Genomic DNA, 20,204 nt, shown 5'->3' with positions numbered 1-20,204 from the left:
CCACAACCCCATGATCACCGCCGGATGGGTGGGTGGGTGGGGAGGTCAGTTCAGGGGGCGGATGCCGGCCGGGAGGTTGCCGCCGCGGGTGGCCGACAGCGCGAAGTCGGCGAAGGCGGTCAGCGCGAGCCGCTGGGTCCACGGGCCGAACGAGACCCGGGCGACGCCGAGCTGGGCCAGCCGGTCCTGCGGCAGCGAGCCGGGCACGTTGATCACCGACACCCGGCGCTCGCCGATGCCCTCCACCAGCTTCACCACGGTCGGCTCGTCGAGCAGGCCCGGCACGAACACGCAGGCCGCGCCGGCCTCCAGGAACGCCTTCCCGCGCTCGACCGCGTCGGCGAGGACATCGGCCCTGGGGCGGTCGCCGGCCTTGACGAAGGCGTCGGTGCGGGCGTTCAGCACGAACGGCACGCCCTCGGCCTCGCCGGCGGCGACCGCGGCGGCCACGGCGGCCACGGCCTGGTCCAGCGGCTTCATCTGGTCCTCGAGGTTGGCCCCGACCACGCCGACGCCGATCGCCTTGCGCACCGTCTCCCCGGCGTCGCCGTAGCCGGCCTCCAGGTCCGCCGACACCGGCACCTCCACGGCCGCCGCGATCCGGCCCACGGCCTCGATCATGGTGTCGACCGGGATGTTCTCCCCGTCGGCGTAGCCGTAGGACGCCGCGATCGAGTGGCTGGCGGTGGCCAGCGCCTTCGTGGCGGGCAGGCCGGCCACGACGGTCGCGGTGATCACGTCCCACACGTTCACCACTGTCAGCAGCTCGGGGGCGGTGTGCAGGCGGAGCAGGGTCTCGGCCTTCTCGCGGTTGCTCATGGCCGCAGTCAAACCGACGGCGGCACCGCCGGCCCGGTCGGGTCCTCGGGCGGACGGGACTCCACCGGCATCCCCGACACGTCCAGCCGCTGCAGCAGACCGGTCAGCTCCAGCGGTCCGGTGACCACCCGGCTCGTGGCCACCACGCGCACCCGCTTGCCGGCGGCCTCGGGGTGCTGGCTGAGCCACACCAGCGCGGTCACCCCGGCCGAGCCGAAGAAGGACACGCCGGACAGGTCCACGACCAGGCGTTCGGGCGCCTGCCGCAGGGCCCCCAGCAGCGCCTGGTGCAGGGCGGGCCCGTGCGCGGAGTCCAGCGTCCCGGCCACCCGGGCCACCACCTCGCCGTCCCCGGCGTCCTCGGTGGTCAGCGTGAACGCGTCGTGGTCCCCCGCGTGACCGTGCACGGTCTCCATGCCCCAGCTCATGATCAGGACGGCGGTCGGACAAACCTCCGCCGGGTCTCCCTAGGCTGGGGAGGTGGACTTCGACGAGGTCGCCGACGGGCTCTACGCCGCGCTGCCCGCGGACTTCATCGGCGCCCGCACCGACGCGGTCGCGCAGGCCAAGCGCACCGACAAGGGCCTGGCCCGCCGGCTGGGCGAGCTGGGCAAGCCGACGCTGGCCGCCTGGACGGTCAACCTGCTGGTGCGCGAGTCCGGCGACCAGGTGCAGGAGCTCGTCGAGCTCGGCGACCTGCTCCGCCGCGCCCAGGACGACCTGGACCCCGACCAGCTGCGCGCGCTGGACAAGCAGCGCCGGCAGGTGGTCCGGGCGGTCGCGCGGGAGGCCGCCAAGCTGGCCCGCCGCGCCGGGCACCCGGTGAGCGACCAGGTCGTCGTGCAGGTGGAGGAGACCCTCAAGGCCGCCGTGGCCGACCCGTCGGCCGCCGAGCAGGTGCTCGAGGGCCGGCTGACCGGGGCGCTCACCTACAACGGCCTGGGGACGCCGGAGCCCGTCGCGCCCACCGGTCGCCCGCCCCGCCGTCCGTCCGCGCCGTCCGCGCCGGCCGCACCGCCCCCGCCGCCGGTGGACCTGGACGCCGCCCGCACCGCCAAGGCCGAGCGGGCCGCGCGCCGGGAGGCCGAGGAGCAGCTGCGGACCGCCCGGGCCGAGCTGCGGTCGGCCCGGTCCGCGGTGGACGAGGCGGCGGGCGAGGCCGAGCAGGCCGCGACGGCGGCGAAGGAGGCGGCCCAGGCCGTGGACGCTGCCCGCCGGGCCCGCGAGGACGCCGACGGGCGGGTGGAGGAGCTGGAGACGGCCCTGGCCCAGGCCCGGGAGCGGGCCGAGCAGGCGGCCGACGAGGCCACCACCGCCGACCGCGAGGCCGAGCAGGCCGAGGCCGACCGCACCGCGGCCGACGAGGACCTGCAGCGCGCCGAGGCCGAGCGGGACGCCGCCCAGCAGCAGGTCGACGCCCTCAGCTGACCGGCAGCACCCCACCTACCGAGGTGGGTAGCCGGTGATGATCTCGGTGCCGTCCTCGCGGTGGGTGCGCCATCGTCCCTGGACGGGGTCCCATTCCACGGCGTAGCCGTGGTGGACCTTGGTGTGGTGTCGTTCGCACAGCAGGGCGGTGTTCTCCACGCTGGTGTCGCCGTGGTCGGCGAGCCATTCCAGGACGTGGTGGGCGTCGCACCACCAGGTCGGGGCCGGGCAGCCGGCGAACACGCACCCGCCGTCGCGGGCCTCGGCGGCCCTGCGGATATGGGCGGGGACCAGGCGTTGGGCGCGGCCGATGTTCAACGGCATCCCGTCGGGGCCGAAGAGCACCCGGGTGATGATCGAGTCGCAGGCGATCTGCTGGACGACGGTGTTGGGCACGGTCTGGCCGGAGCCCAAGCGGGCGGCGCCGGTGACGGTCTGGTGGTCGAGCAGGTCCTCGGCGCTGATGGTGGCTGCGATGTGGGCGTGGTTGGTGCGCAGCATCGGAGTCGTCGCTGCAGCGAGGGCGTTGTCGGCGAGCTGGACGAGGGCGTCGCCCATCTGCTGGGCGTGGGAGCGGTCGTCGCCGGCGATCCGGCCGGCTTGCTGGTGGGCCGTCAGCGCCGTGGTGACCTTCTCGAACCCCACGGCGTCCAGCCGGCCGTGGATGCTGCCACCGCCGCCGTCGGCGTCCGGGGTCAGGTGCAGTTCGCGCTTCTTCGTGGGGTCGGGTTCGGGGCCGTCGGGGTCGATCCAGTCCAGGGCCCGCTTGACCATCGACGTCAGTGCATCGGGCGTGGGACCGATCGCGCAGCCGAGCAGGGCGGCATCCAGGCCTTCGTCGCCGTGCAGGTCCACACCCAGGTCGGCAGCAGTGGCCAGTCGGGCGGGGGTCGCCACCTTGGCCACGGTCGCGGTCTGGTCGGGGGTCACCCGGCCCTCGCCGGCGGCGGCGTCCCAACGCGGCAGCTGCTCCAGGGTGCGCCCGGCCCGCACGACCCGGCGTGCGGTCGCCGGGGACACGTTGAGGTGGCCGGGCAGCCAGGACCGCATCGTCTTGTGCCCGTCGAACTCCGCAGCCTGCGCGTTCTCCGCTGCGCGGACGGCGTGGGCGAGGGCGGTGTCCACCACGTTGACCAGCTGCGCCAGCCCGCGCACCCGCGCCAGCAACGTCGGGGCGACCACACCCGGCCCACCCAGGGGCGCATCGGCATCGACCAGTCCGAGCGCACCGGCCAGCACCGCTGCGATCTCGTCGGGGACGGTCATCGACAGCTGCCGCGCGGCCTCCCGCTCCGCGGTGCGGACAGCCTTGTCGACAGCTGCCCTGGCCGGCGCGTCCTCGCGTTCGGCTTCCCGGGTCGCCGCCACCTCGGCGTCCAGCGCCGCCCACGCCTCGGAGACGGCCTCGGAGAACGTGGCGGTGCCGAACATGCCGGTGTCGGGGAAGGGGTCGACACCATCGTCGAGTCCCAAGGCTCGTCCCCTCTCCGTAGTCGAACACCTGTTCGATACTTTACTAGCTCGGCGAGCGGTCGACAAGACGAAGGTGCAGTTCAGAGCGCTGACCGGGCACCGATCCGCCACGAGTGGACGACCGGATTGGCGGGTGTCGGTCCACGATCTTGGCGCTCGGATCCGTGCGCAGCGCAGCGAGCCGGGTCCGCCAGGCCGCCAGCGCCTCGGGGGTCAGCCGCGTCCAGCCCTCGACCTCGCGGACGACCAGCCCGGCGACGAGGTGGTCGCCCGGGCGCAGGGCCGCGGCCGTGCCGTGGAAGAAGGGCTCGTTGTCCACCTGGTGATCATCACCTGTCGAGGCGCAGACGGGAGCGCTGCCCGGCCGCGCGGGTGCGGCACCCCCGGGGCAGGATGTGACCGGCAGCACACGGCCGTCCGGGCCCGGTGCTGCACGAGGTCGGGAGACTCCGCATGACCCAGACCGAGGACCGGACCGCACCGGACTCCACCACCGTCGCCGAGCCGGCGGAGCAGCAGTCCGACCTCGAGCTCGTCGAGGCCGCGATCGAGGCGCTGACCGGGGTGCTGCCGGTCGCGCTGAGCCCCACCCAGGGCATCGCCGCCGCGCGCCGGCTGGTCGGCACCGTCGTCCGGCAGCCCCGTGCGCTCACCCGCCGCGGGGTGGACCTGACCGCCCAGCTCGCCCGGGTCGCCGTGGGCACCTCGGGGATCGAGCCCGACCGGAAGGACGGCCGCTTCAAGGACCCGGCCTGGCAGGAGAACCCGGTCTACAAGCGGCTGGGCCAGTCCTACCTGGCCTGGAACCGGGCCGTGCTCGGCGTCGTCGACGACCTGGAGCTCGACGAGAAGAGCAAGCTGCGCGCCCAGTTCCTGCTCCGGCTGCTCACCGAGGCCGTGGCGCCGACGAACACCCTGCTGGGCAACCCGGCCGCGCTGAGGCGGGCCCGCGAGACCCGCGGCCGCAGCCTGGTCGACGGCGCCCGGCACGCGCTGCACGACATCAAGGCCAACGGCGGCATGCCCTCGATGGTGGACAGCCGGCCGTTCGTGATCGGCGAGACGATCGCGGCCACCCCCGGCAAGGTGGTCTGGTCCAACGAGATCGCCGAGCTGATCCAGTACGAGCCGACCACGCCGCAGGTGCACGCCCGGCCGATGCTGGTGCTGCCGCCGCAGATCAACAAGTACTACGTGCTGGACCTGGCCCCGGGCCGCAGCATGGTCGAGCACCTGGTCAGCCATGGCCACCAGGTCTTCATGCTCAGCTGGGCCAACCCGACCTCGGCCGACGCGGCGTGGGACTACGACTCCTACGCCCGGACGGCCCTGGAGGCCTCGGACGTCGTCCGGGACATCACCGGGTCCCCGGACATGAACATGCTCGGCGTCTGCGCCGGCGGGATCACCGGCGCCGGGCTGCTGGGCCACCTGGCCACCGCCGGCGACGACCGGTTCGCCAGCGTGACGTTCCTGGTCACCCTGATCGACTTCGAGGTGCCCTCGCAGGTGGGCACGTTCATCTCCGGGCCGGTGGTGGCCGCCGCGGGCCGCAAGAGCCGCTCGGACGGCGTGCTCAGCGGCCGGGAGCTGGCCCGGGTCTTCGCCTGGCTGCGGCCCAACGACCTGGTCTGGAACTACTGGGTCAACAACTACCTGATGGGCAAGAACCCGCCGGCCTTCGACGTGCTGGCCTGGAACGCCGACGCGGTCGACCTGCCCGCCGGCCTGCACGGGGACTTCATGGACATGGCGCAGAGCAACGCGCTGACCCACCCCGGCGAGCTGCGGGTGCTGGGCACCGCGGTGGACCTGGGCCGGGTGACCGCCGACGCCTACGTCGTCGGCGCGGTCACCGACCACATCTGCCCGTGGCGCGCCTGCTACCCCACGGTCGACCTGCTCGGCGGCGACGTGCAGTTCGTGCTCAGCAGCCAGGGCCACATCCAGGCGCTGATCAACCCCTCGGGCAACCCGAAGGGCTCCTACCGGACGACGGACCCCGTCCCCGAGGGCGCGGCCGCCCCGAGCGCCGACGAGTGGCTGGAGCAGGCCACCGAGCACCAGGGCTCCTGGTGGGACCACTGGGTGGAGTGGCTCGAGCCGCGCAGCGGGCCGAAGCGGAAGGCGAAGAAGACCCTCGGCAGCACCGCGCACCCGGCCACGCTGGACGCGCCGGGCAGCTACGTCCGCGGCGGCCACGCATGACGGCGGGCACCGCGGCACCGCAGCAGCTGGACGTCGGCGGGTTCTCGCTGCGGGTCCGGGTCGACCACGCCGGGGCCGGGCACCCGCTGCTGCTGGTCAACGGCATCGGCGCGACCGGCGACCTGTTCGACACCTTCCGCGAGCACCTCGCCGACCGGGAGACGATCACCTTCGACGCCCCGGGCGTGGGCGGCAGCTCCACGCCGCACTACCCGCCGACGCTGCGCCGGCTGGCCGGGGTGGTCGCCGAGCTGGTCCGCGCGGTCGGGCACGAGCGGGTGGACGTGCTGGGCCTGTCCTGGGGCGGCGCGCTGGTCCAGGAGCTCGCCCGGAGGCACCCGGACGTCGTCCGGCGGCTGGTCCTGGCCGGCACCACCCCCGGCTGGGTCTCGTTGCCCGGGCGGCCGGCGGCGATCAGCATCCTGGCCTCGCCGATGCGCTACTACTCACCGGGCTACCTGACCCGGGTGGCCCCGACGCTGTACGGCGGCGGGATCCAGGACCACCCCGACCTGCTCGGCGAGCACGCCGCGCAGCGCTCGGCCCACCCGCCCACGCCCTACGGCTACCTGTGCCAGATCGCCGCGCTGCGCCGGTGGTCCAGCCTGCCGTGGCTGCACCGGCTGGAGATGCCGACCCTGGTGCTGGCCGGGGACGACGACCCGATCATCCCGCTGGCCAACGCCCGGCTGATCGCCGCGCGGCTGCCGCGGGGCCGGCTGCACGTCGTCCGCGGCGGGGGGCACCTGTTCCTCTTCACCCACGCCGACGCGATGGCCGGCGTGGTCGAGACGTTCTTGGATCAGCAGAGCTCGGACGCCGATCAGGCGCCGTAGGTCTCCAGCCGGCTGACCAGGAACTCCACCGCGGCCGCGCTGTCGACGGCTTCGGCGACCTCGACCCCGTGCTCGGCCACCGACCGGCGGTCGACCAGCGTCTGGCCGCGGGCCGCGCCGAGCGTGGTGCCGACGACGACGTCGCGGCGCACCGTGGTCAGCGTGCCCGGGACGATCGCCTCGGTGAGCGCCAACGCGTCGTGCACCACCACGCCGTCGATGCCGTAGCGGTCGCGGGCGGCGTCCACGTACTGGCGGAGCACGCCGGCGGCGGTGGCGCCGACGTGGCCGCCGCCCTCGCGGAAGCGGGCGATCCCGGTCTCGGTGAGCACGGTCGGCAGGGTGACGTCCAGGCCGACCATCGTCACCGGCAGGCCGGAGCCGAGCACCGCGGCGGCCGCCTCCGGGTCGGCCCAGGCGTTGAACTCGGCGGCCGCGGTGACGTTGCCGCCGCGGGTGGCCGAGCCGCCCATCCAGACCACCCGGCCGATGCGGGCCGCGGCCTCGGGGAACACGTGCAGCAGCAGCGCGATGTTGGTCAGCGGGCCGATCGGGGCGACGGTCACGGTGCCCGGGTCGTGGGCCAGCAGCAGCTCGGCCAGCGCCACGACGGCCGGTCGCGGGTCCAGCGGGGCGGGGGAGGCGGGCAGCTCGACCCCGCCCAGCCCGGCGGCGCCGTGCACGTGGCCGGCCCGCTCGGGGATCGGGTGCACCAGCGGCCCGGCGGCACCGGCGGCGACCGGGACGTCGGAGCGGCCGGCCAGGTGCAGCACCCGCAGCGCGTTCTCCGTGGTCTGCGCCAGGCCGACGTTGCCGTGCACCGCGGTGACCAGCTGCAGGTCCACCTCCGGGCTGGCCAGCGCCAGCAGGATCGCCAGGGCGTCGTCGATGCCGGGGTCGGTGTCGATCACGAGGGGGATGCGGGAGGCCACACCGCGCAGCCTGCCGCACTAGCATCCCGGGTGTGCACCAGGGCATCGACGACTTCGCGATGCCCGACCCTGCCCAGGTCCGGGCCGCGACCGACCTGCTGCGCATGCTCTCGGACCCCACCCGGTTCTCCGTGCTGTGGGCGCTGGCCCAGGGCGAGTCCAACGTGGCCTGCCTCGCCGAGCTGGCCGGCACCTCGCCGACAGCGGTGAGCCAGCACCTGTCCAAGCTGCGGCTGGCCGGGCTGGTCCAGGGCCGCCGCGAGGGCACGTACGTCTACTACACGGTGGCCGAGGGGCCGCTGGGTGCGCTGCTGGTCCAGGCGCTGCGCTCGGTCGGCGCGGACCCCCGCGCCGTCCGGCACTGACCTCCCCCGTCACACCCGACACGCCCGCCCCACGCGGCGCGGCGCGAGGTCACCGACTCCGTTCCGGAAGTCCACCTGCGTAAACGCCGCTGCAGGTCGACTTGTGGCCCGTCCCGGAGGCCGGTCACCGGCCGGGTGGACGGCGTGCACAACGGTTCGGTCACGCGCGTCCCGGTGCGTGTCCGCGCGGCGTCGTCCCGCCCGTCCCACGGGTCACTCTTCTCCTTGTCCGCAGCTGCACCCGGCTGCGGCCCCGCTCCGAGCGAGGAAGGAGAAACCCGTGACCGACACGCTGCAGTACCCGGTCATCAGGCCCAGCAGCGCAGCTCGGCTCCGGGCCGCCGACGCCGCCGTCCGCGCCCCGTCGACGACCCCGCTGTCCCGGCTCACGTCGGCCGAGCGCGTCGCGCTGGCCCAGCGCGCCGTCGCCACCCACCAGGCCTTCCCGGTGGCCCGGCTCGTCCCGGCCCCGGTGGCCCGCCGGTCGCCGGCCCCCGTGCTGACCCTGGTGCGGCTGGTGGCCTGGATCCGCGCCGCCTACCGCGCGCTGGGTTCCTGGGGCGCCGGGCCCGGTGGCGAGAACCTCGCCTGGGGCCGGCCCGCCGTCCGCCCCGTCGCGGTCCCGGTCGCCCGGCACCGCGCGCCGGACGACGACGACCCGGCCCCGATGCGTGAGCTGCCGCGGCCGTCCCCGGTCCGACCGGCCGGCTCGGCCCGCCTGCTCGTCCCCGCCGTCGTCCCCGGGCCGGTCCCGGCGTCCCGCCCTGCGGTCCGGGCGCGGCGTCGTGCGGTGGTGCGGGGCGTCGCCTGGACGTCGGGCTCCTCGGGCACGCTGCGACCCAGCAGCGGGGTCCGTAGGTTGGCCAGGTGTTCACGACCCGTCCCGAGCTCACCGGCACCTTCGGCATGGTCGCCTCGACGCACTGGCTCGCCAGCTCGGCCGGGATGGCGACCCTCGAGGCCGGCGGGAACGCGTTCGACGCCGCCGTCGCCGCAGGCTTCGTGCTCCACGTCGTCGAGCCGCACCTCAACGGGCCCGGTGGCGAGGTCCCGATCGTCTTCGCCCGCGGCGGGAGCGGTGGGTTCGCGGGCCGGGCCGCCGTGCTCTCGGGCCAGGGGGTCGCCCCGGCCGCAGCCACCATCGAAGGATTCGAGGCACTCGGTCTCGAGCTGGTCCCCGGTACGGGCCTGCTCGCGGCCACCGTCCCCGGTGCCGTCGGTGCCTGGCTGACCCTGCTCCGCGACCACGGCAGCCTGCCGCTGGACGCCGTCCTCCGCTTCGCCGTCGAGTACGCCGAGACCGGCCACCCCCTCTCCCCGCGGGTGGCAGCGACCGTCGACTCGGTCTCCGAGCACTTCACCACCCACTGGCCGACCTCGGCCGCCACCTGGCTCGCCGCCGACGGAGCTCCTCCGGTCGCCGGTCGCCTGTTCCGCAACCCTGTCCTCGCCTCCACCTACCGCCGGCTGCTCGACGCAGCGCGCGGACCCTCCCGGGAGGCGGGCATCGATGCGGCGCTCGCGGCCTGGTACTCCGGATTCGTCGCCGATGCGATCGACGTGTTCTCCCGGCGCCCCGTGCGTGACGACTCCGGTCGTGACCACGCGGGCTTCCTCACCGGGCACGACCTCGCCAGCTGGCAGCCGACGTACGAGTCCCCGGTCACGACCGACTGGCGAGGGTGGGACGTCTCGAAGGCCGGGCCGTGGTCCCAGGGACCGGCACTGCTCCAGGCGATGGCGATGCTGGACGGACTCCCGGCGCTGGCACCGGGCGCAGGAGCTGGTCAGCAGGCACCACAGGCCGAGGTCGTCCACGCCACCGTCGAGGCGGTCAAGCTGGCCATGGGCGACCGCGAGGCCTGGTACGGGGACGTGCCCGACGTACCACTGCAGGACCTGCTCTCCCCTCGGTACGCAACCGAGCGGCGGGCGCTCGTCGGTGACACCGCAAGCCTGGAGCTGCGGCCCGGGTCACCCGACGGGCGCCCGCCCCGGCTGCCCCGGCACGTGACGGATCCGTCCGGGACCTACAGCACCGGCGCCGGCGTCGGTGAGCCCACCGTGGCCCGCACCGGCGAGCACATCACCGAGCCCGACGGCACCACCCGCGGCGACACCTGCCACGTCGACGTCGTCGACCGCTGGGGCAACATCGTCTCTGCCACCCCGTCCGGCGGCTGGCTGCAGAGCTCCCCGGTCATCCCCGAGCTGGGCTTCCCGCTCGGCACCCGGGCCCAGATGTTCTGGCTGGACCGGGACCTGCCCAACTCCCTCGCCCCGCGCAAGCGGCCGCGCACCACGCTGACCCCGACGCTGGCCCGCGAGCGCGAGACCGGCCGCTGGCTGGCCTTCGGCACCCCCGGCGGGGACCAGCAGGAGCAGTGGCAGCTGTGCTTCTGGCTGGCGCACACCCACCGCGGGCTGGACCTGCAGGCCGCGATCGACGCCCCGGCCTGGCACACCACCGCGTTCCCGTCGTCGTTCTACCCGCGCGAGACCAACGTGGGCGAGGTGGTCGTGGAGTCCCGGGTGGGGGAGTCGGTGATCGCCGACCTGCGCCGCCGCGGCCACACCGTCGTCGTCGCCGACCCGTGGTCGCTGGGCCGGCTGTCGGCGGTCAGCGCCGACCCGACCTCCGGGCTGCTCCGCGCGGCCGCCAACCCGCGCGGCATGCAGGGCTACGCCGTCGGCCGCTGAGCCGCGGCCCCGGGGTTCCTGCTCGATGTGACTCGTCGCGGTGTCCGGGGGCCAGGACCCGACGACGTGTCACATCCGGCGCGCGGGGGTCAGCGGGCGAGGGCGAGGAGGACCGGGGTGTCCTGGCCGGTCCAGGTGCCGCGCAGCACCGAACCGCCCACGGAGCCCTCCTCCGCGCCGCCCAGCACCCGCAGCAGCACCAGGTCCGCGGCGCCGGTGGCCAGCACCGTCGTCGTCCCGACCGTGCTGACGGCGACCTCGGCGTCCGACGGCGGCGGGCCGACGGTGCCCAGCGCGCCGTCGACGTGCACCCGGGCAGTGGGCTCCCGGACGACGGGGCCGCCCGGGGTCTGCAGCTCCAGCTCGGCCTGCGGGGTGCCGGTGAGCAGGGCCGCGGCGAGGGCGGCGGCGTACACCGGGTCGGCCGGGCCGTCGTGGACGTAGCGGGTGCCCAGCACGGAGTGCTGCGTCGTCCCGACCAGCTCGGCGCCGTCCAGCGGCTGCGCGCGGTAGGTGAGCGGCACCTGCAGCACCGTGCCGTCGCCGGTGCGCAGCAGGAAGGTCTCGGTGCCCACCTCGCCGGCCGGGTCGTCGAACCGGTAGGCGCCCACCTGCTCCAGGGCGGAGGTGTCCAGGCCCTCCGCCCAGGGCTGGGTGGGCACCCAGGCCTGAAGCAGCTCCAGCTTGCCGGGGACGAGGGTGGCGCTGGGGTGGATGGTGGCCATGCGGGGACGCTAGCGCCGGACGTCGGCCGGGCCGCGGCCGACCGGGAACCCGGCGTCCCGCCAGGCGGCGAACCCACCGGCGAGGTCCCCGGCCCGGTGCAGGCCCACCGCCCGCAAGCTGGCCGCGGCCAGGCTGGAGCTGTAGCCCTCATGGCAGACCACGACGACCTCGACGTCCCACCCGGTGGCCTCGGGGATCCGGCTGCCCGAGGTGGGGTCCAGCCGCCACTCCAGCACGGTCCGGTCGATGACCAGGGCGCCGGGCAGCTCGCCCTGCTCGGCGCGCTGGGTCTCCGTCCGGGTGTCGACGACGAGCGCACCGCGGTCCAGGGCGGCCGCCGTGCCCGCCGGGTCGTAGCGGGTGAGCCCCACCCGGGCCCCGGCCAAGACGCTGTCCACCCCGTGCCCCACGCGCCCATCCTGCCCGTCGTGGTCGACGGTTGTCGGTGGGGACAGGCATGATCGGAGGCATGGAGGGCCGCGATCTGCCGATGACGGCTCTGGTGCAGGAGTTGGCGGCAGAAGCCGCCGGCATCGGCAGCTTCGACTGGGACCTGGCCTCCGGACGCCTGGTGTGGGACGACCGCCTCGTCGAGATGTTCGGGTACGAGCGAGGTTCCTTCGGCGAGTCGCTCGCGGACTTCAACGCCCGGCTGCACCCCGATGACGTCCCCCGGGTGGCCGACGCGCTGCAGCAGACCATCGACACCGTCGGGGTGCTCGACGTCGAGTACCGGGTGCAGCTGCCCGACGGGCGCACCCGCTGGGTGGTCGGCCGTGGTCGGGCGGTGGCCGACGAGACCGGTCGCACCGCCCGGGTGCTCGGCGTCGCCTACGACACCACCCGCGAGCGGGACGCCGAGGCGCGCGTCTCCCGGGTGCTCGAGTCGATGTCGGCGGCCTTCTTCTCCCTCGACGCCGACTGGCGGTTCAGCTACGTCAACGCCGAGGCCGAGCGGGTGCTCGGCCGCGGCCGCGACGAGATGCTCGGCGGGGTGGTGTGGGAGCTGTTCCCGCTCGCGGTCGGCAGCGACTTCGAGCTGCACTACCGGCGGGCGGCCGAGACCGGTCAGCCGGTGGTGTTCGACGCCTACTACCCGCCGCCGCTGGACGCCTGGTTCGAGGTGCGCGCGTGGCCGGGCCCCGACGGCCTCAGCGTGTACTTCCTCGACGTCACCGAGCGCCGCCGGGCGCAGGACCAGGTGGTCCGCAGCGCGGCCCGGCTGGCGATGATCGCCGAGGTGACCTCCGGGTTCGGCGCCATGCTGGCCGGCGACCTCACCCCGGCCCTGGCCCTCGACCAGCTGGCCCGGGCCGTGGTTCCCGTGCTCGGCGACTCCGCGACCTGCACGACCGGCGAGGTCCCCGCCGACGCGGTGTCCGGGGTGACGTTCCCGCTGGTGGCGCGGGGCCGGTCGGTGGGTGCGCTGTCGGTGCACCGCGGTGCCGACCGCCCGCCGATGGACGACGAGGACCTCGCGGCCGGCCGGGAGGTGGCCGACCGGGCCGCCCTCGCCCTGGACAGCGTGCGACTGTACGAGCAGCAGCGGCGGATCGCCGAGGAGCTGCAGCTGAGCCTGCTCACCGCCCCGCCGGCCACGCCGGGGGCCCGGATCGCCGTCCGTTACCTGCCGGCCGCGGAGGCCGCGCAGGTCGGCGGTGACTGGTACGACGCCTTCCGCCAGCCCGACGGCGGCACGATGGTGGTGATCGGCGACGTCGTCGGCCACGACACGGAGGCCGCCGCCGCCATGGGTCAGCTGCGCGGGCTGCTGCGCGGCATCGCGCACCGGTCGGGGTGGGGTCCGGCGGCGGTCCTGGCCGACCTGGACCGGGCGATCACCGGCCTGCAGGTGGACACGATGGGCACCGCGGCCATCGCCCGCCTGGAGCCGGCCGGCGAGGCCGGGGGCACCCGGGTGCGCTGGTCCAACGCCGGGCACCCGCCGATCATGGTGCTGCGGCCCGACGGCACGGTCCAGGAGCTGGCCACCGCGCGGGCCGACCTGATGCTGGGCGTCGACGACCGGGCACCGCGCACCGAGCACGAGCTGGTGGTCCAGCCCGGCGCCACCGTGCTGCTCTACACCGACGGCCTGGTCGAGAGCCGGCAGATGCCGTTGGACGACGGGTTGCCCCGGCTGACCGGCCTGCTCGCCGAGCTCGGCCCGGTGGGTCCGGGCCGGGAGGCGCTGGAGGCGTTCTGCGACGCGGTCGTGGCCCGGCTGCGCCCGGAGGACTCCGAGGACGACGTCGCGCTGGTCGCGCTGCGGCTGGACTGAGGCCGGCCGGGGCTCAGCGGGGGAGCAGGGCCCAGACGCTCTTGGCGGCGCCGTGGGTGTGCCAGCCGTGCGCGGTGGACATCTCGGCGATCAGGTACAGCCCCAGCCCGCCCTTGCTGGGGTCCCGCCCGATGGCCGGCGTCGGCGGTCGGACGGGCGCGGAGTCGCAGACCTCCACCAGCCAGGAGCGCCGGTGCGGGGCGACCCGGGCGGTGACGTCGGCCCCGCCGTGCCGCAGGGCGTTGGAGGCCATCTCGTCGAAGGCGAGCACGACCCGGTCGACCAGCTCGGCGTCCTCGGCGGAGAGGTCGTCGCCCAGCTCGGCGGTCAGGTGACGGCGCAGCTGGGCCCGGACGCGGGGGAGCTCGGAGACCCGGGCCAGCGGCCACATCCACCCCGGTGGGGCGTCCGGGGGTGCGACGGACGGCCACACCGGGCTCGCCGTGTCGCGGTCCACGCGGGTCCCTCTCGTCGTCGTCGCGGGGCGCCGGGGACGGCCCGGACCCCGACAGTCGACCACGACGACCTGGTGGGGGCACCTCCGGGGTGCCCCCGACCTCACCCCCCGGGGCGTCCGGCCAGCTCCGCGACCCGGGTGACCGTCGTCCAGTTGCGACCGGTGCCCGGCGCGCCGAGCAGGCGGTCCCACCGCCAGCTGCCGACCGGGGTGTCCAGGACGCCGTCGGGGAGCCACAGGTGCAGGTCGCGTCCCCGCAGCGCCCAGGCGCCCTCCCCGGGCCCGGCCACCGGGACCGCGGACACCGCGGCCGGGTCGGGGACGGCGGGCAGGAACGTGACCAGGTAGCGGGCCGGGTCCAGGTCGGCGCCGTCGGGCAGCGCGACCGGGCCGCTGTCCACGACGGCGGCCACCTCGGCGGCGGACCGGACGGCGACCGCCACGTCGTGCCCGAAGTCGGCCTGGATGCAGGCGTGCACGTCGGCGGCCAGCTCGTCCTCGACGAGGTCGGTGGTCAGCACGACGTTGCCGCTCTGCAGGTGCGTGGCGACGTCGGTGTACCCGCGGGCGGTGAGCGCCTCCCGCAGCGGGCCCATGCCGATCCGCTTGGCCCGGCCGACGTTGATGCCGCGGAGCAGGACGACGGATCGGGCCACGCCGCAGAAGGTAGAGCCCGGCGGACGGGTCTGGGAAGGTGGCCGGCATGCGGTGGCGCGGGCTCGAGGACGCCGTGCCGCAGGTCGGGCCGGCAGCTCCGGGGATGCCCCGGGGACCGCACGCAGCCTCCACCACCACGCCTCCGGCGCGACGCAGCGCTCCGCGCAGCTCAGCGTCGGGACGACGGGACCGGTCGACCCGCGCCACCGCACGATCCACGTGAAACCACCCGGCACCCGCACCGCCCGCGCGCTGGCCGCCGCGTTCCTGGGCTCCCCGGAGTGGTCCGCGCCGGCGCTGGTCGAGCAGGGCCGGGTGGTGCTGGACCCGGCGCCGGACTGGCTGCCCGCCGTGGCGGCCGCCGCGGTCGCGGCCCACCGGGAGCCGCCGCGGGACGCTCCGCGGGAGCTGGCCGGGTTCCTCCTCGGCGTGCGGGAGGAGTTGCTCGACGCCCGGCCCCGGCTCGACGACGACGGCGAGCCGCTGCCCCGTCCCGCCGAGCCCCGGGTGCGGGCCTGGTTGCCGACCACCACCCGGATGGGTCGCGCCCGCTGGCCGGTGCACCCGCTGCACGACCTGGCCGACGTCGCCGAGATGCTGGGCACCGACCTCGACCACCTCTCCTGGTACGCCGACCCGCAGGGTCGCCAGCGCACCGAGCCGGCCGGTCACCTGCAGCTCTACCGCCGCCGGTGGCTGCCCCGCCCGGGCCGGGTGCCCCGCCTGCTGGAGGTGCCGACCCCGCGGCTGCGCGCGGTGCAGCGGGTGCTGCTGGACCGGGTGCTCGCCCCGATCCCGCCGCACCCCGCCGCGCACGGGTTCGTCGCCGGCCGCTCCGCCCTGACCGGGGCGCGGCAGCACGTGGGTGCCGAGGAGCTGCTCACCCTGGACCTGGCGGCGTTCTTCGCCACGGTCCGCGCCGGCCGGGTGTGGGCGACGCTGCGCTCGGCCGGCTACCCCGAGCCGGTGGCCTCCCTGCTGACCGGGCTGTGCACCACCTCGGCCACCCGGGACGACCTGGCGACCATGCCGCCGGGCGGCAGCGAGGGCGCCCGTGCCCACGTCCGGGCCGCGCTGGCCACCCCGCACCTGCCGCAGGGGGCGCCGACGTCCCCGCAGCTGGCCAACCTGGCCGCCCACCGGCTGGACCGGCGGCTGGCCGGGCTGGCCGCGGCGGCGGGCGCGGTCTACACCCGCTACGCCGACGACCTGACCTTCTCCGGCCGGCGCGGCACCGCCGCGCTGCGGCACCGGGTGGCGGTCGTCGTCGCCGACGAGGGGTTCGCGCTGCAGCCGGCCAAGACCCGGGTGCGCGGGCGCGGCGCCCGCCAGGCGGTCACCGGCGTCGTGGTCAACGAGCGCCCCTCGCTGCCCCGCGCCGAGCTCGACGCGCTCCGGGCCCGGCTGACCAACGCCGTCCGCCGCGGCCCGTCGGCGGCCGACCTCGCGGCGGTGGACGGCGACCGGCAGGCCCTGCGCCGGGAGCTGGCCGGCCGGGTGGCCTGGGTGACCCAGGTGCACCCCGTCCGCGGGGAGCGCCTGGCCGCCCTGCTGGCCGCCGTCGACTTCGCGGAGCCCGACACGGACCTGTGACCTGGCTGTGACGCGGACCCGTCAGTCTCGGCACCGTCGCCGGTGCACCGGGCACCGGCGGGAGCCAGGGGGAGCAGGACATGGCGACGACGAAGGCGACCAAGGGCACGGGACGGCGGGACCCGGGCGACCCGGACGCGATGCCGCCGTGGGGCGTGGCGGTGCCGCTGGGCCTGCAGCACGTGCTGGCCATGTTCACCTCGAACCTGACCCCGGCGATCCTGCTGGCCGGGGTCATCGGCGCGACCACCGGCGAGGCGGTGCTGCTGGTGCAGGCCGCGCTGCTGTGCGCGGGTCTGGCCACGCTGCTGCAGACCATCGGCATCGGCCCGGTCGGCAGCCGGTTGCCGCTGATGATGGGTTCGGGCTTCGCGTTCATCGCGGTCGCCGTCCCGCTGGCCGCCGAGCGCGGGCTGGACGCCGTGCTGGGCGGGGTGCTCGTCACCGCGCTGGTCCAGGTGGCGATCGGGCTGGGCATCCACAAGATCGCGTTCCTGTTCCCGCCGGTGGTGACCGGGACGATCATCCTGGTGATCGGCCTGGGGCTGCTGCCCAGCGGGATCAACCTGGCCGCCGGCGGGGTCGGCCGCGAGGGCTTCGGGTCCTGGACGAACTTCGGGGTCGCCGGGCTGGTGCTCGTGCTGACCGTGGTGCTCAACCAGTTCGCCCGCGGGCTGGCCAAGGCCGCGTCGGTGCTCATCGCCGTCGTCGTGGGCTACCTGGTGGCCATCCCGGCCGGCCTGCTGGACCTGTCGGGCGTCGGTGACCGGCCGGTGCTGGCCTTCCCGTCGCCGTTCGCGTTCGGCGTCTCGTTCGAGGTGGTGGCCATCGCGTCGATGGCGATCGTCGGCGTGGTGAACATGGTCGACTCGGTGGGCACGGTGCACGCGGTCACCGAGGGCGGCGCGGGTCGGCCGGCCACCCGGCGCGAGCTGCGCGGCGGCATCCTGGCCGAGGGCGGGTCCGCCGTCCTGGGCGGGGTGTTCGGGGCGCTGCCGACCACGATGTTCAGCCAGAACATCGGCCTGGTCGCGCTCACCAAGCAGATGAGCCGGCACGTGGTGACCATCGGCGCCTGCGTGCTGGTCGGCCTGGCGCTGCTGCCCCAGCTGGCCGCGGTGCTCGCCGCCGTCCCGCCGGCGGTGCTCGGCGGCGGTGTGCTGGTGCTGTTCGGGATGGTCTGCGCGATCGGCATCGAGCTGCTGAGCAAGGACGGCCTGGACACCCGCGCGCTGCTCATCGTGGCCATGTCGGTCGCCCTGGGCCGGGGCATCGCGGCCGCCCCGGACGCGATCGCCGGCATCGCGGGGGAGTGGGGTGCGCTGTTCAGCTCGGGGATCGTGGTCTCCGCGGTGGTGGCCATCGTGCTCAACCTGGTGCTGCCCGGGCGCCCGGTGCCCGCGCCCGAGGTGCCGTCCCCGGCCGAGCCCTTCGTCGAGGCGGCCGTCGAGGAGCGCGCCGAGGAGCGCACCGAGCGCTGAGCCGCACAGGGGGGCGCCCTACGCTGCTGCGACGATGGCGAAGAACGGGCTGCTCGAGGTGCACGACCTCTCCGTGGGCTACGGCGGGGAGCCGGTCTGCGCGCCGGTCACGGTCAGCGTGCAGGCCGGCACGGCGCTGGGCGTGATCGGCCCGAACGGGGCCGGCAAGTCCACCGTGCTGCAGACCGTCGTCGGCCTGCTGCCGGCGCTGGGCGGCACGGTGCAGCTCGAGGGGCGGGACGTCGACGAGCGCGAGGCCGGCTTCCGCCGGGCCGTGGCCACCGTGCTGGACGACGACGCCTTCTTCCCCTCCCTCACCGGCGCCGAGCACCTGCTGCTGACCGCCCGCGGGCACGGGGTCGCCGACGCCGAGCAGGTCGTCGCCGAGGAGATCGAGGAGTTCGGCCTGGCCGAGCGGGCGCACGCGCTGCCCTCCGCGCTGTCCTCGGGCCAGCGTCGCCGGCTCGCGCTGGCCGCCGCGTTCGTCCGGCCGGCCCGGCTGCTGGTGCTCGACGAGCCCGAGCGCCGGCTGGACGCCCAGATGCGCCGGCGGCTGGCCGCCCGCCTGGCCGCCGACGTCGCCGAGGGGCTGACCGTGGTGTTCGCCAGCCACGACCCGGAGTTCCTGGCCACCGTCGCCCGCCGGGTGCTGGTGGTCGACGACGACCAGTGCACCGTCGTGTCGCCGAAGGCGGCCGTCGCGGCGCTGCACGAGGGATGAACGCCGACCCGACCCTGGAGCTCTCGGGTGCGGGGGTCCGCCGGTTCACCCGCCGGGCCACCGCGGAGCGCGCCGACACCAGCTGGCTGACCCTCGGCGGGGACGTGCTGTCCGCGCTCACCACCGCGGCGGTCGTCGTCGCGGTGTTCGGCGGGGCGTTCGCCTCGCTGCGGGAGCGGATCGCGGCCCGCCCGGAGACCGGGTCGGCCGTGCTGCCCGGCGAGCTGACCGCGCTGGTCGCCGCGGTGCTGGTCACCGCGGCCGTCGTCGCGCTGCTGTCCCGGCTGGGCCCGGTCAGCGCCACCCCGGCCACCGCCGCGTGGTGGTTGCCGCTGCCGGCCGGACGGCGTGGCCTGCTGCGCGGCGAGCTGCGCAAGGTCGGCCTGGTCGCCGTGGTGGCCGCGGTCGTCGTCGCGCTGCCGGTGGTGCTGGCCGCGCCGCAGGCGCCCAGCGTGCCGGAGGTGTCGGTCACCGTCGCCGGGGCGGCGCTGCTGGCCCTGGCCGTCGTCGGTGGGCTGGTCGTGCTGCAGGCGGGCGGGCGGACCGGCTGGGTGGCGCCGGTGACCGGGGCGCTGGCCACCGTGGTGGTCGTCGTCCCCGCGGTGGGCGGGACGCTGGTGGACGGCTGGGACTGGGTGCCCTCGGCGCCCGACGTCCCGTTGCCGCTGCTGATCGGCGTCCCCGCGGTGCTGGCCGTCGCCGGCCTCGTGGCCGCCGACCGGGTGAGCGACCGGCTGGCCGCCGGCGCCCTGCGCGAGCGGGGGACGGCGGTGTTCGTGGCCTCGGCGTCCGCGCTGTCCTTGGACACCCGTGAGCTGGGCCGGGCGCTGGGCACCCCGGTGCACCCGCCGCGGCGGCAGCGGAGCTGGTCCTGGGTGAAGGAGCCCTGGCAGGCCGTGGTGGCCGGGGACCTGGCCGTGTTCTCCCGCTCGCCGTGGCGGTGGGGTCAGCTGGCCATCGGCACCGCGCTGCCGGTGCTGGCGGCCCGCACCCGCGGGCTGGGCGAGGTGCCCGGCCTGGTCGCCGTCGCCGTGGTGATCGGCTGGGGGCTGGCCGCGGTCGCCCTCGGTGAACCCAGTCGGCGGGCGCACGGGTCACCGGCCGCCGACCGGGCGATGCCGCTGAGCTCGCAGGACGTGGTGCGCGCCCGGGCGATCGTGCCGCTGGCCGGCATGGCACTGGTCTGCGGGGTGTCGGCGGGTGTGGTCGGGCTGGGCTGGGAGTGGGCGGTGCTGGGCGTGCTGACGGCCCCGGCCTGGGCCGGGGCCGCCGTGCGCGGGGGGTACCGGCCCGAGCTCGACTGGTCGGGCCCGGTGCTCTCCTCGCCGATGGGGGCGGTGCCCACCAGCGTCGGGGTCACCCTGGTCCGCGGGCTCGACCTCGGCGTGCTGGGCACCATCCCGTTCATCGTCGCGCTGCTGCTCGGCGAGGCCCCGCAGCTGCTCCAGGGCATCGCGCTCGTCGTGGCCGCCGGGCTGGGTGCGCTCGCGGTCGGGACGGCGCAGCGCCGCAGCAGCTGACCACCCG

19 protein-coding genes are annotated in these 20,204 nt (G+C 76.0%); 10 read left to right on the top strand and 9 right to left on the bottom strand.

Features of this window, described 5'->3' with window-relative positions:
- Positions 1-45 precede the first annotated feature (45 nt).
- The gene (locus UXQ13_RS21555) at positions 46-819 is read right to left on the bottom strand and encodes an isocitrate lyase/PEP mutase family protein (protein ID WP_336392937.1); all 774 of its coding nucleotides are present in this window, start codon (positions 817-819) and stop codon (positions 46-48) included.
- A gap of 8 nt (positions 820-827) precedes the next feature.
- Positions 828-1,247, bottom strand: coding sequence for an STAS domain-containing protein (locus UXQ13_RS21550; RefSeq protein WP_225233795.1), 420 nt, complete (start codon positions 1,245-1,247; stop codon positions 828-830).
- Between the two features lie 52 nt (positions 1,248-1,299).
- Between UXQ13_RS21550 and UXQ13_RS21545 the strand changes: the two genes are divergently transcribed.
- Positions 1,300-2,247 (top strand): hypothetical protein, encoded by a 948-nt coding sequence (locus UXQ13_RS21545; protein WP_336392936.1) that lies wholly within the window; start codon positions 1,300-1,302, stop codon positions 2,245-2,247.
- Positions 2,248-2,262: 15 nt separating this feature from the next.
- On the opposite strand, the gene UXQ13_RS21540 is transcribed toward UXQ13_RS21545, so the two are convergent.
- On the bottom strand, positions 2,263-3,720 hold the full coding sequence (locus UXQ13_RS21540; protein ID WP_336392935.1) for an HNH endonuclease signature motif containing protein: 1,458 nt from the start codon (positions 3,718-3,720) through the stop codon (positions 2,263-2,265).
- 43 nt (positions 3,721-3,763) lie between these two features.
- On the bottom strand, positions 3,764-4,039 hold the full coding sequence (locus tag UXQ13_RS21535; RefSeq protein ID WP_336392934.1) for a hypothetical protein: 276 nt from the start codon (positions 4,037-4,039) through the stop codon (positions 3,764-3,766).
- A gap of 134 nt (positions 4,040-4,173) precedes the next feature.
- Here UXQ13_RS21535 and UXQ13_RS21530 point away from each other — a divergent pair, with 134 nt between their 5' ends.
- The gene (locus UXQ13_RS21530; protein WP_336392933.1) at positions 4,174-5,928 is read left to right on the top strand and encodes a PHA/PHB synthase family protein; all 1,755 of its coding nucleotides are present in this window, start codon (positions 4,174-4,176) and stop codon (positions 5,926-5,928) included.
- Positions 5,925-6,764: an alpha/beta fold hydrolase gene (locus UXQ13_RS21525; RefSeq protein WP_336392932.1), complete on the top strand. Its 840-nt coding sequence runs from the start codon at positions 5,925-5,927 to the stop codon at positions 6,762-6,764. Before UXQ13_RS21530 ends, UXQ13_RS21525 begins: the two co-directional genes overlap by 4 nt.
- Here UXQ13_RS21525 and UXQ13_RS21520 read toward each other — a convergent pair.
- Positions 6,752-7,696, bottom strand: coding sequence for a nucleoside hydrolase (locus tag UXQ13_RS21520; RefSeq protein ID WP_336392931.1), 945 nt, complete (start codon positions 7,694-7,696; stop codon positions 6,752-6,754). The two genes, UXQ13_RS21525 and UXQ13_RS21520, sit on opposite strands and share 13 nt — an antisense overlap.
- Before the next feature lie 32 nt (positions 7,697-7,728).
- Here UXQ13_RS21520 and UXQ13_RS21515 point away from each other — a divergent pair, with 32 nt between their 5' ends.
- Positions 7,729-8,061: an ArsR/SmtB family transcription factor gene (locus UXQ13_RS21515; protein ID WP_336392930.1), complete on the top strand. Its 333-nt coding sequence runs from the start codon at positions 7,729-7,731 to the stop codon at positions 8,059-8,061.
- Between the two features lie 867 nt (positions 8,062-8,928).
- Positions 8,929-10,761: a gamma-glutamyltransferase family protein gene (locus tag UXQ13_RS21510; RefSeq protein ID WP_225233802.1), complete on the top strand. Its 1,833-nt coding sequence runs from the start codon at positions 8,929-8,931 to the stop codon at positions 10,759-10,761.
- Between the two features lie 89 nt (positions 10,762-10,850).
- Here the strand turns inward: UXQ13_RS21510 and UXQ13_RS21505 are convergent, their stop codons facing one another.
- Positions 10,851-11,486, bottom strand: a complete 636-nt coding sequence (locus UXQ13_RS21505; protein WP_225233803.1) for a CG0192-related protein — start codon at positions 11,484-11,486, stop codon at positions 10,851-10,853.
- Between the two features lie 9 nt (positions 11,487-11,495).
- Complete coding sequence (locus UXQ13_RS21500) at positions 11,496-11,885, bottom strand: rhodanese-like domain-containing protein (protein ID WP_336392929.1); 390 nt, start codon at positions 11,883-11,885, stop codon at positions 11,496-11,498.
- Positions 11,886-11,956: 71 nt separating this feature from the next.
- Between UXQ13_RS21500 and UXQ13_RS21495 the strand changes: the two genes are divergently transcribed.
- Positions 11,957-13,768 (top strand): SpoIIE family protein phosphatase, encoded by a 1,812-nt coding sequence (locus UXQ13_RS21495; RefSeq protein ID WP_336392928.1) that lies wholly within the window; start codon positions 11,957-11,959, stop codon positions 13,766-13,768.
- A 13-nt stretch (positions 13,769-13,781) separates the two neighbouring features.
- Here UXQ13_RS21495 and UXQ13_RS21490 read toward each other — a convergent pair whose 3' ends face one another.
- A complete protein-coding gene (locus UXQ13_RS21490; RefSeq protein ID WP_225233806.1) occupies positions 13,782-14,225 on the bottom strand; it encodes an ATP-binding protein in 444 nt (147 codons plus the stop codon).
- Positions 14,226-14,326: 101 nt separating this feature from the next.
- Positions 14,327-14,881 (bottom strand): DUF1697 domain-containing protein, encoded by a 555-nt coding sequence (locus UXQ13_RS21485; protein WP_336392927.1) that lies wholly within the window; start codon positions 14,879-14,881, stop codon positions 14,327-14,329.
- 220 nt (positions 14,882-15,101) lie between these two features.
- Between UXQ13_RS21485 and UXQ13_RS21480 the strand changes: the two genes are divergently transcribed.
- The 4 genes from UXQ13_RS21480 to UXQ13_RS21465 all read left to right on the top strand — a co-directional run bounded on the left by UXQ13_RS21480 (position 15,102) and on the right by UXQ13_RS21465 (position 20,197).
- Entirely contained in the window at positions 15,102-16,475 is a 1,374-nt protein-coding gene (locus tag UXQ13_RS21480; RefSeq protein WP_336392926.1) for a reverse transcriptase family protein, read from the top strand.
- Positions 16,476-16,555: 80 nt separating this feature from the next.
- Positions 16,556-17,956 carry a uracil-xanthine permease family protein gene (locus UXQ13_RS21475; protein ID WP_336392925.1) on the top strand — a complete coding sequence of 467 codons (1,401 nt, stop codon included), beginning with the start codon at positions 16,556-16,558 and terminating at the stop codon, positions 17,954-17,956.
- A 34-nt stretch (positions 17,957-17,990) separates the two neighbouring features.
- The gene (locus UXQ13_RS21470; protein ID WP_225233810.1) at positions 17,991-18,677 is read left to right on the top strand and encodes an ABC transporter ATP-binding protein; all 687 of its coding nucleotides are present in this window, start codon (positions 17,991-17,993) and stop codon (positions 18,675-18,677) included.
- Complete coding sequence (locus tag UXQ13_RS21465) at positions 18,674-20,197, top strand: DUF6297 family protein (RefSeq protein ID WP_225233811.1); 1,524 nt, start codon at positions 18,674-18,676, stop codon at positions 20,195-20,197. Before UXQ13_RS21470 ends, UXQ13_RS21465 begins: the two co-directional genes overlap by 4 nt.
- Positions 20,198-20,204: the final 7 nt, after the last annotated feature.

The sequence above is a fragment of the Klenkia terrae genome (assembly GCF_037083865.1).
In the GTDB taxonomy this organism is placed as follows: Bacteria; Actinomycetota; Actinomycetes; order Mycobacteriales; family Geodermatophilaceae; genus Klenkia; species Klenkia terrae.
Note: the sequence above shows the minus strand (reverse complement) of the source record. Positions and strands in the feature narration are given on the sequence as shown.

Excerpts from the sequence above, each read along its gene's own strand:
- UXQ13_RS21475 (WP_336392925.1), top strand. The coding sequence starts at position 16,556 with ATGGCGACGACGAAGGCGACCAAGGGCACGGGACGGCGGGACCCGGGC.
- UXQ13_RS21550 (WP_225233795.1), bottom strand. The coding sequence starts at position 1,247 with ATGAGCTGGGGCATGGAGACCGTGCACGGTCACGCGGGGGACCACGAC.
- UXQ13_RS21505 (WP_225233803.1), bottom strand. The coding sequence starts at position 11,486 with ATGGCCACCATCCACCCCAGCGCCACCCTCGTCCCCGGCAAGCTGGAG.
- UXQ13_RS21495 (WP_336392928.1), top strand. The coding sequence starts at position 11,957 with ATGGAGGGCCGCGATCTGCCGATGACGGCTCTGGTGCAGGAGTTGGCG.
- UXQ13_RS21525 (WP_336392932.1), top strand. The coding sequence starts at position 5,925 with ATGACGGCGGGCACCGCGGCACCGCAGCAGCTGGACGTCGGCGGGTTC.
- UXQ13_RS21470 (WP_225233810.1), top strand. The coding sequence starts at position 17,991 with ATGGCGAAGAACGGGCTGCTCGAGGTGCACGACCTCTCCGTGGGCTAC.
- UXQ13_RS21555 (WP_336392937.1), bottom strand. The coding sequence starts at position 819 with ATGAGCAACCGCGAGAAGGCCGAGACCCTGCTCCGCCTGCACACCGCC.
- UXQ13_RS21465 (WP_225233811.1), top strand. The coding sequence starts at position 18,674 with ATGAACGCCGACCCGACCCTGGAGCTCTCGGGTGCGGGGGTCCGCCGG.
- UXQ13_RS21530 (WP_336392933.1), top strand. The coding sequence starts at position 4,174 with ATGACCCAGACCGAGGACCGGACCGCACCGGACTCCACCACCGTCGCC.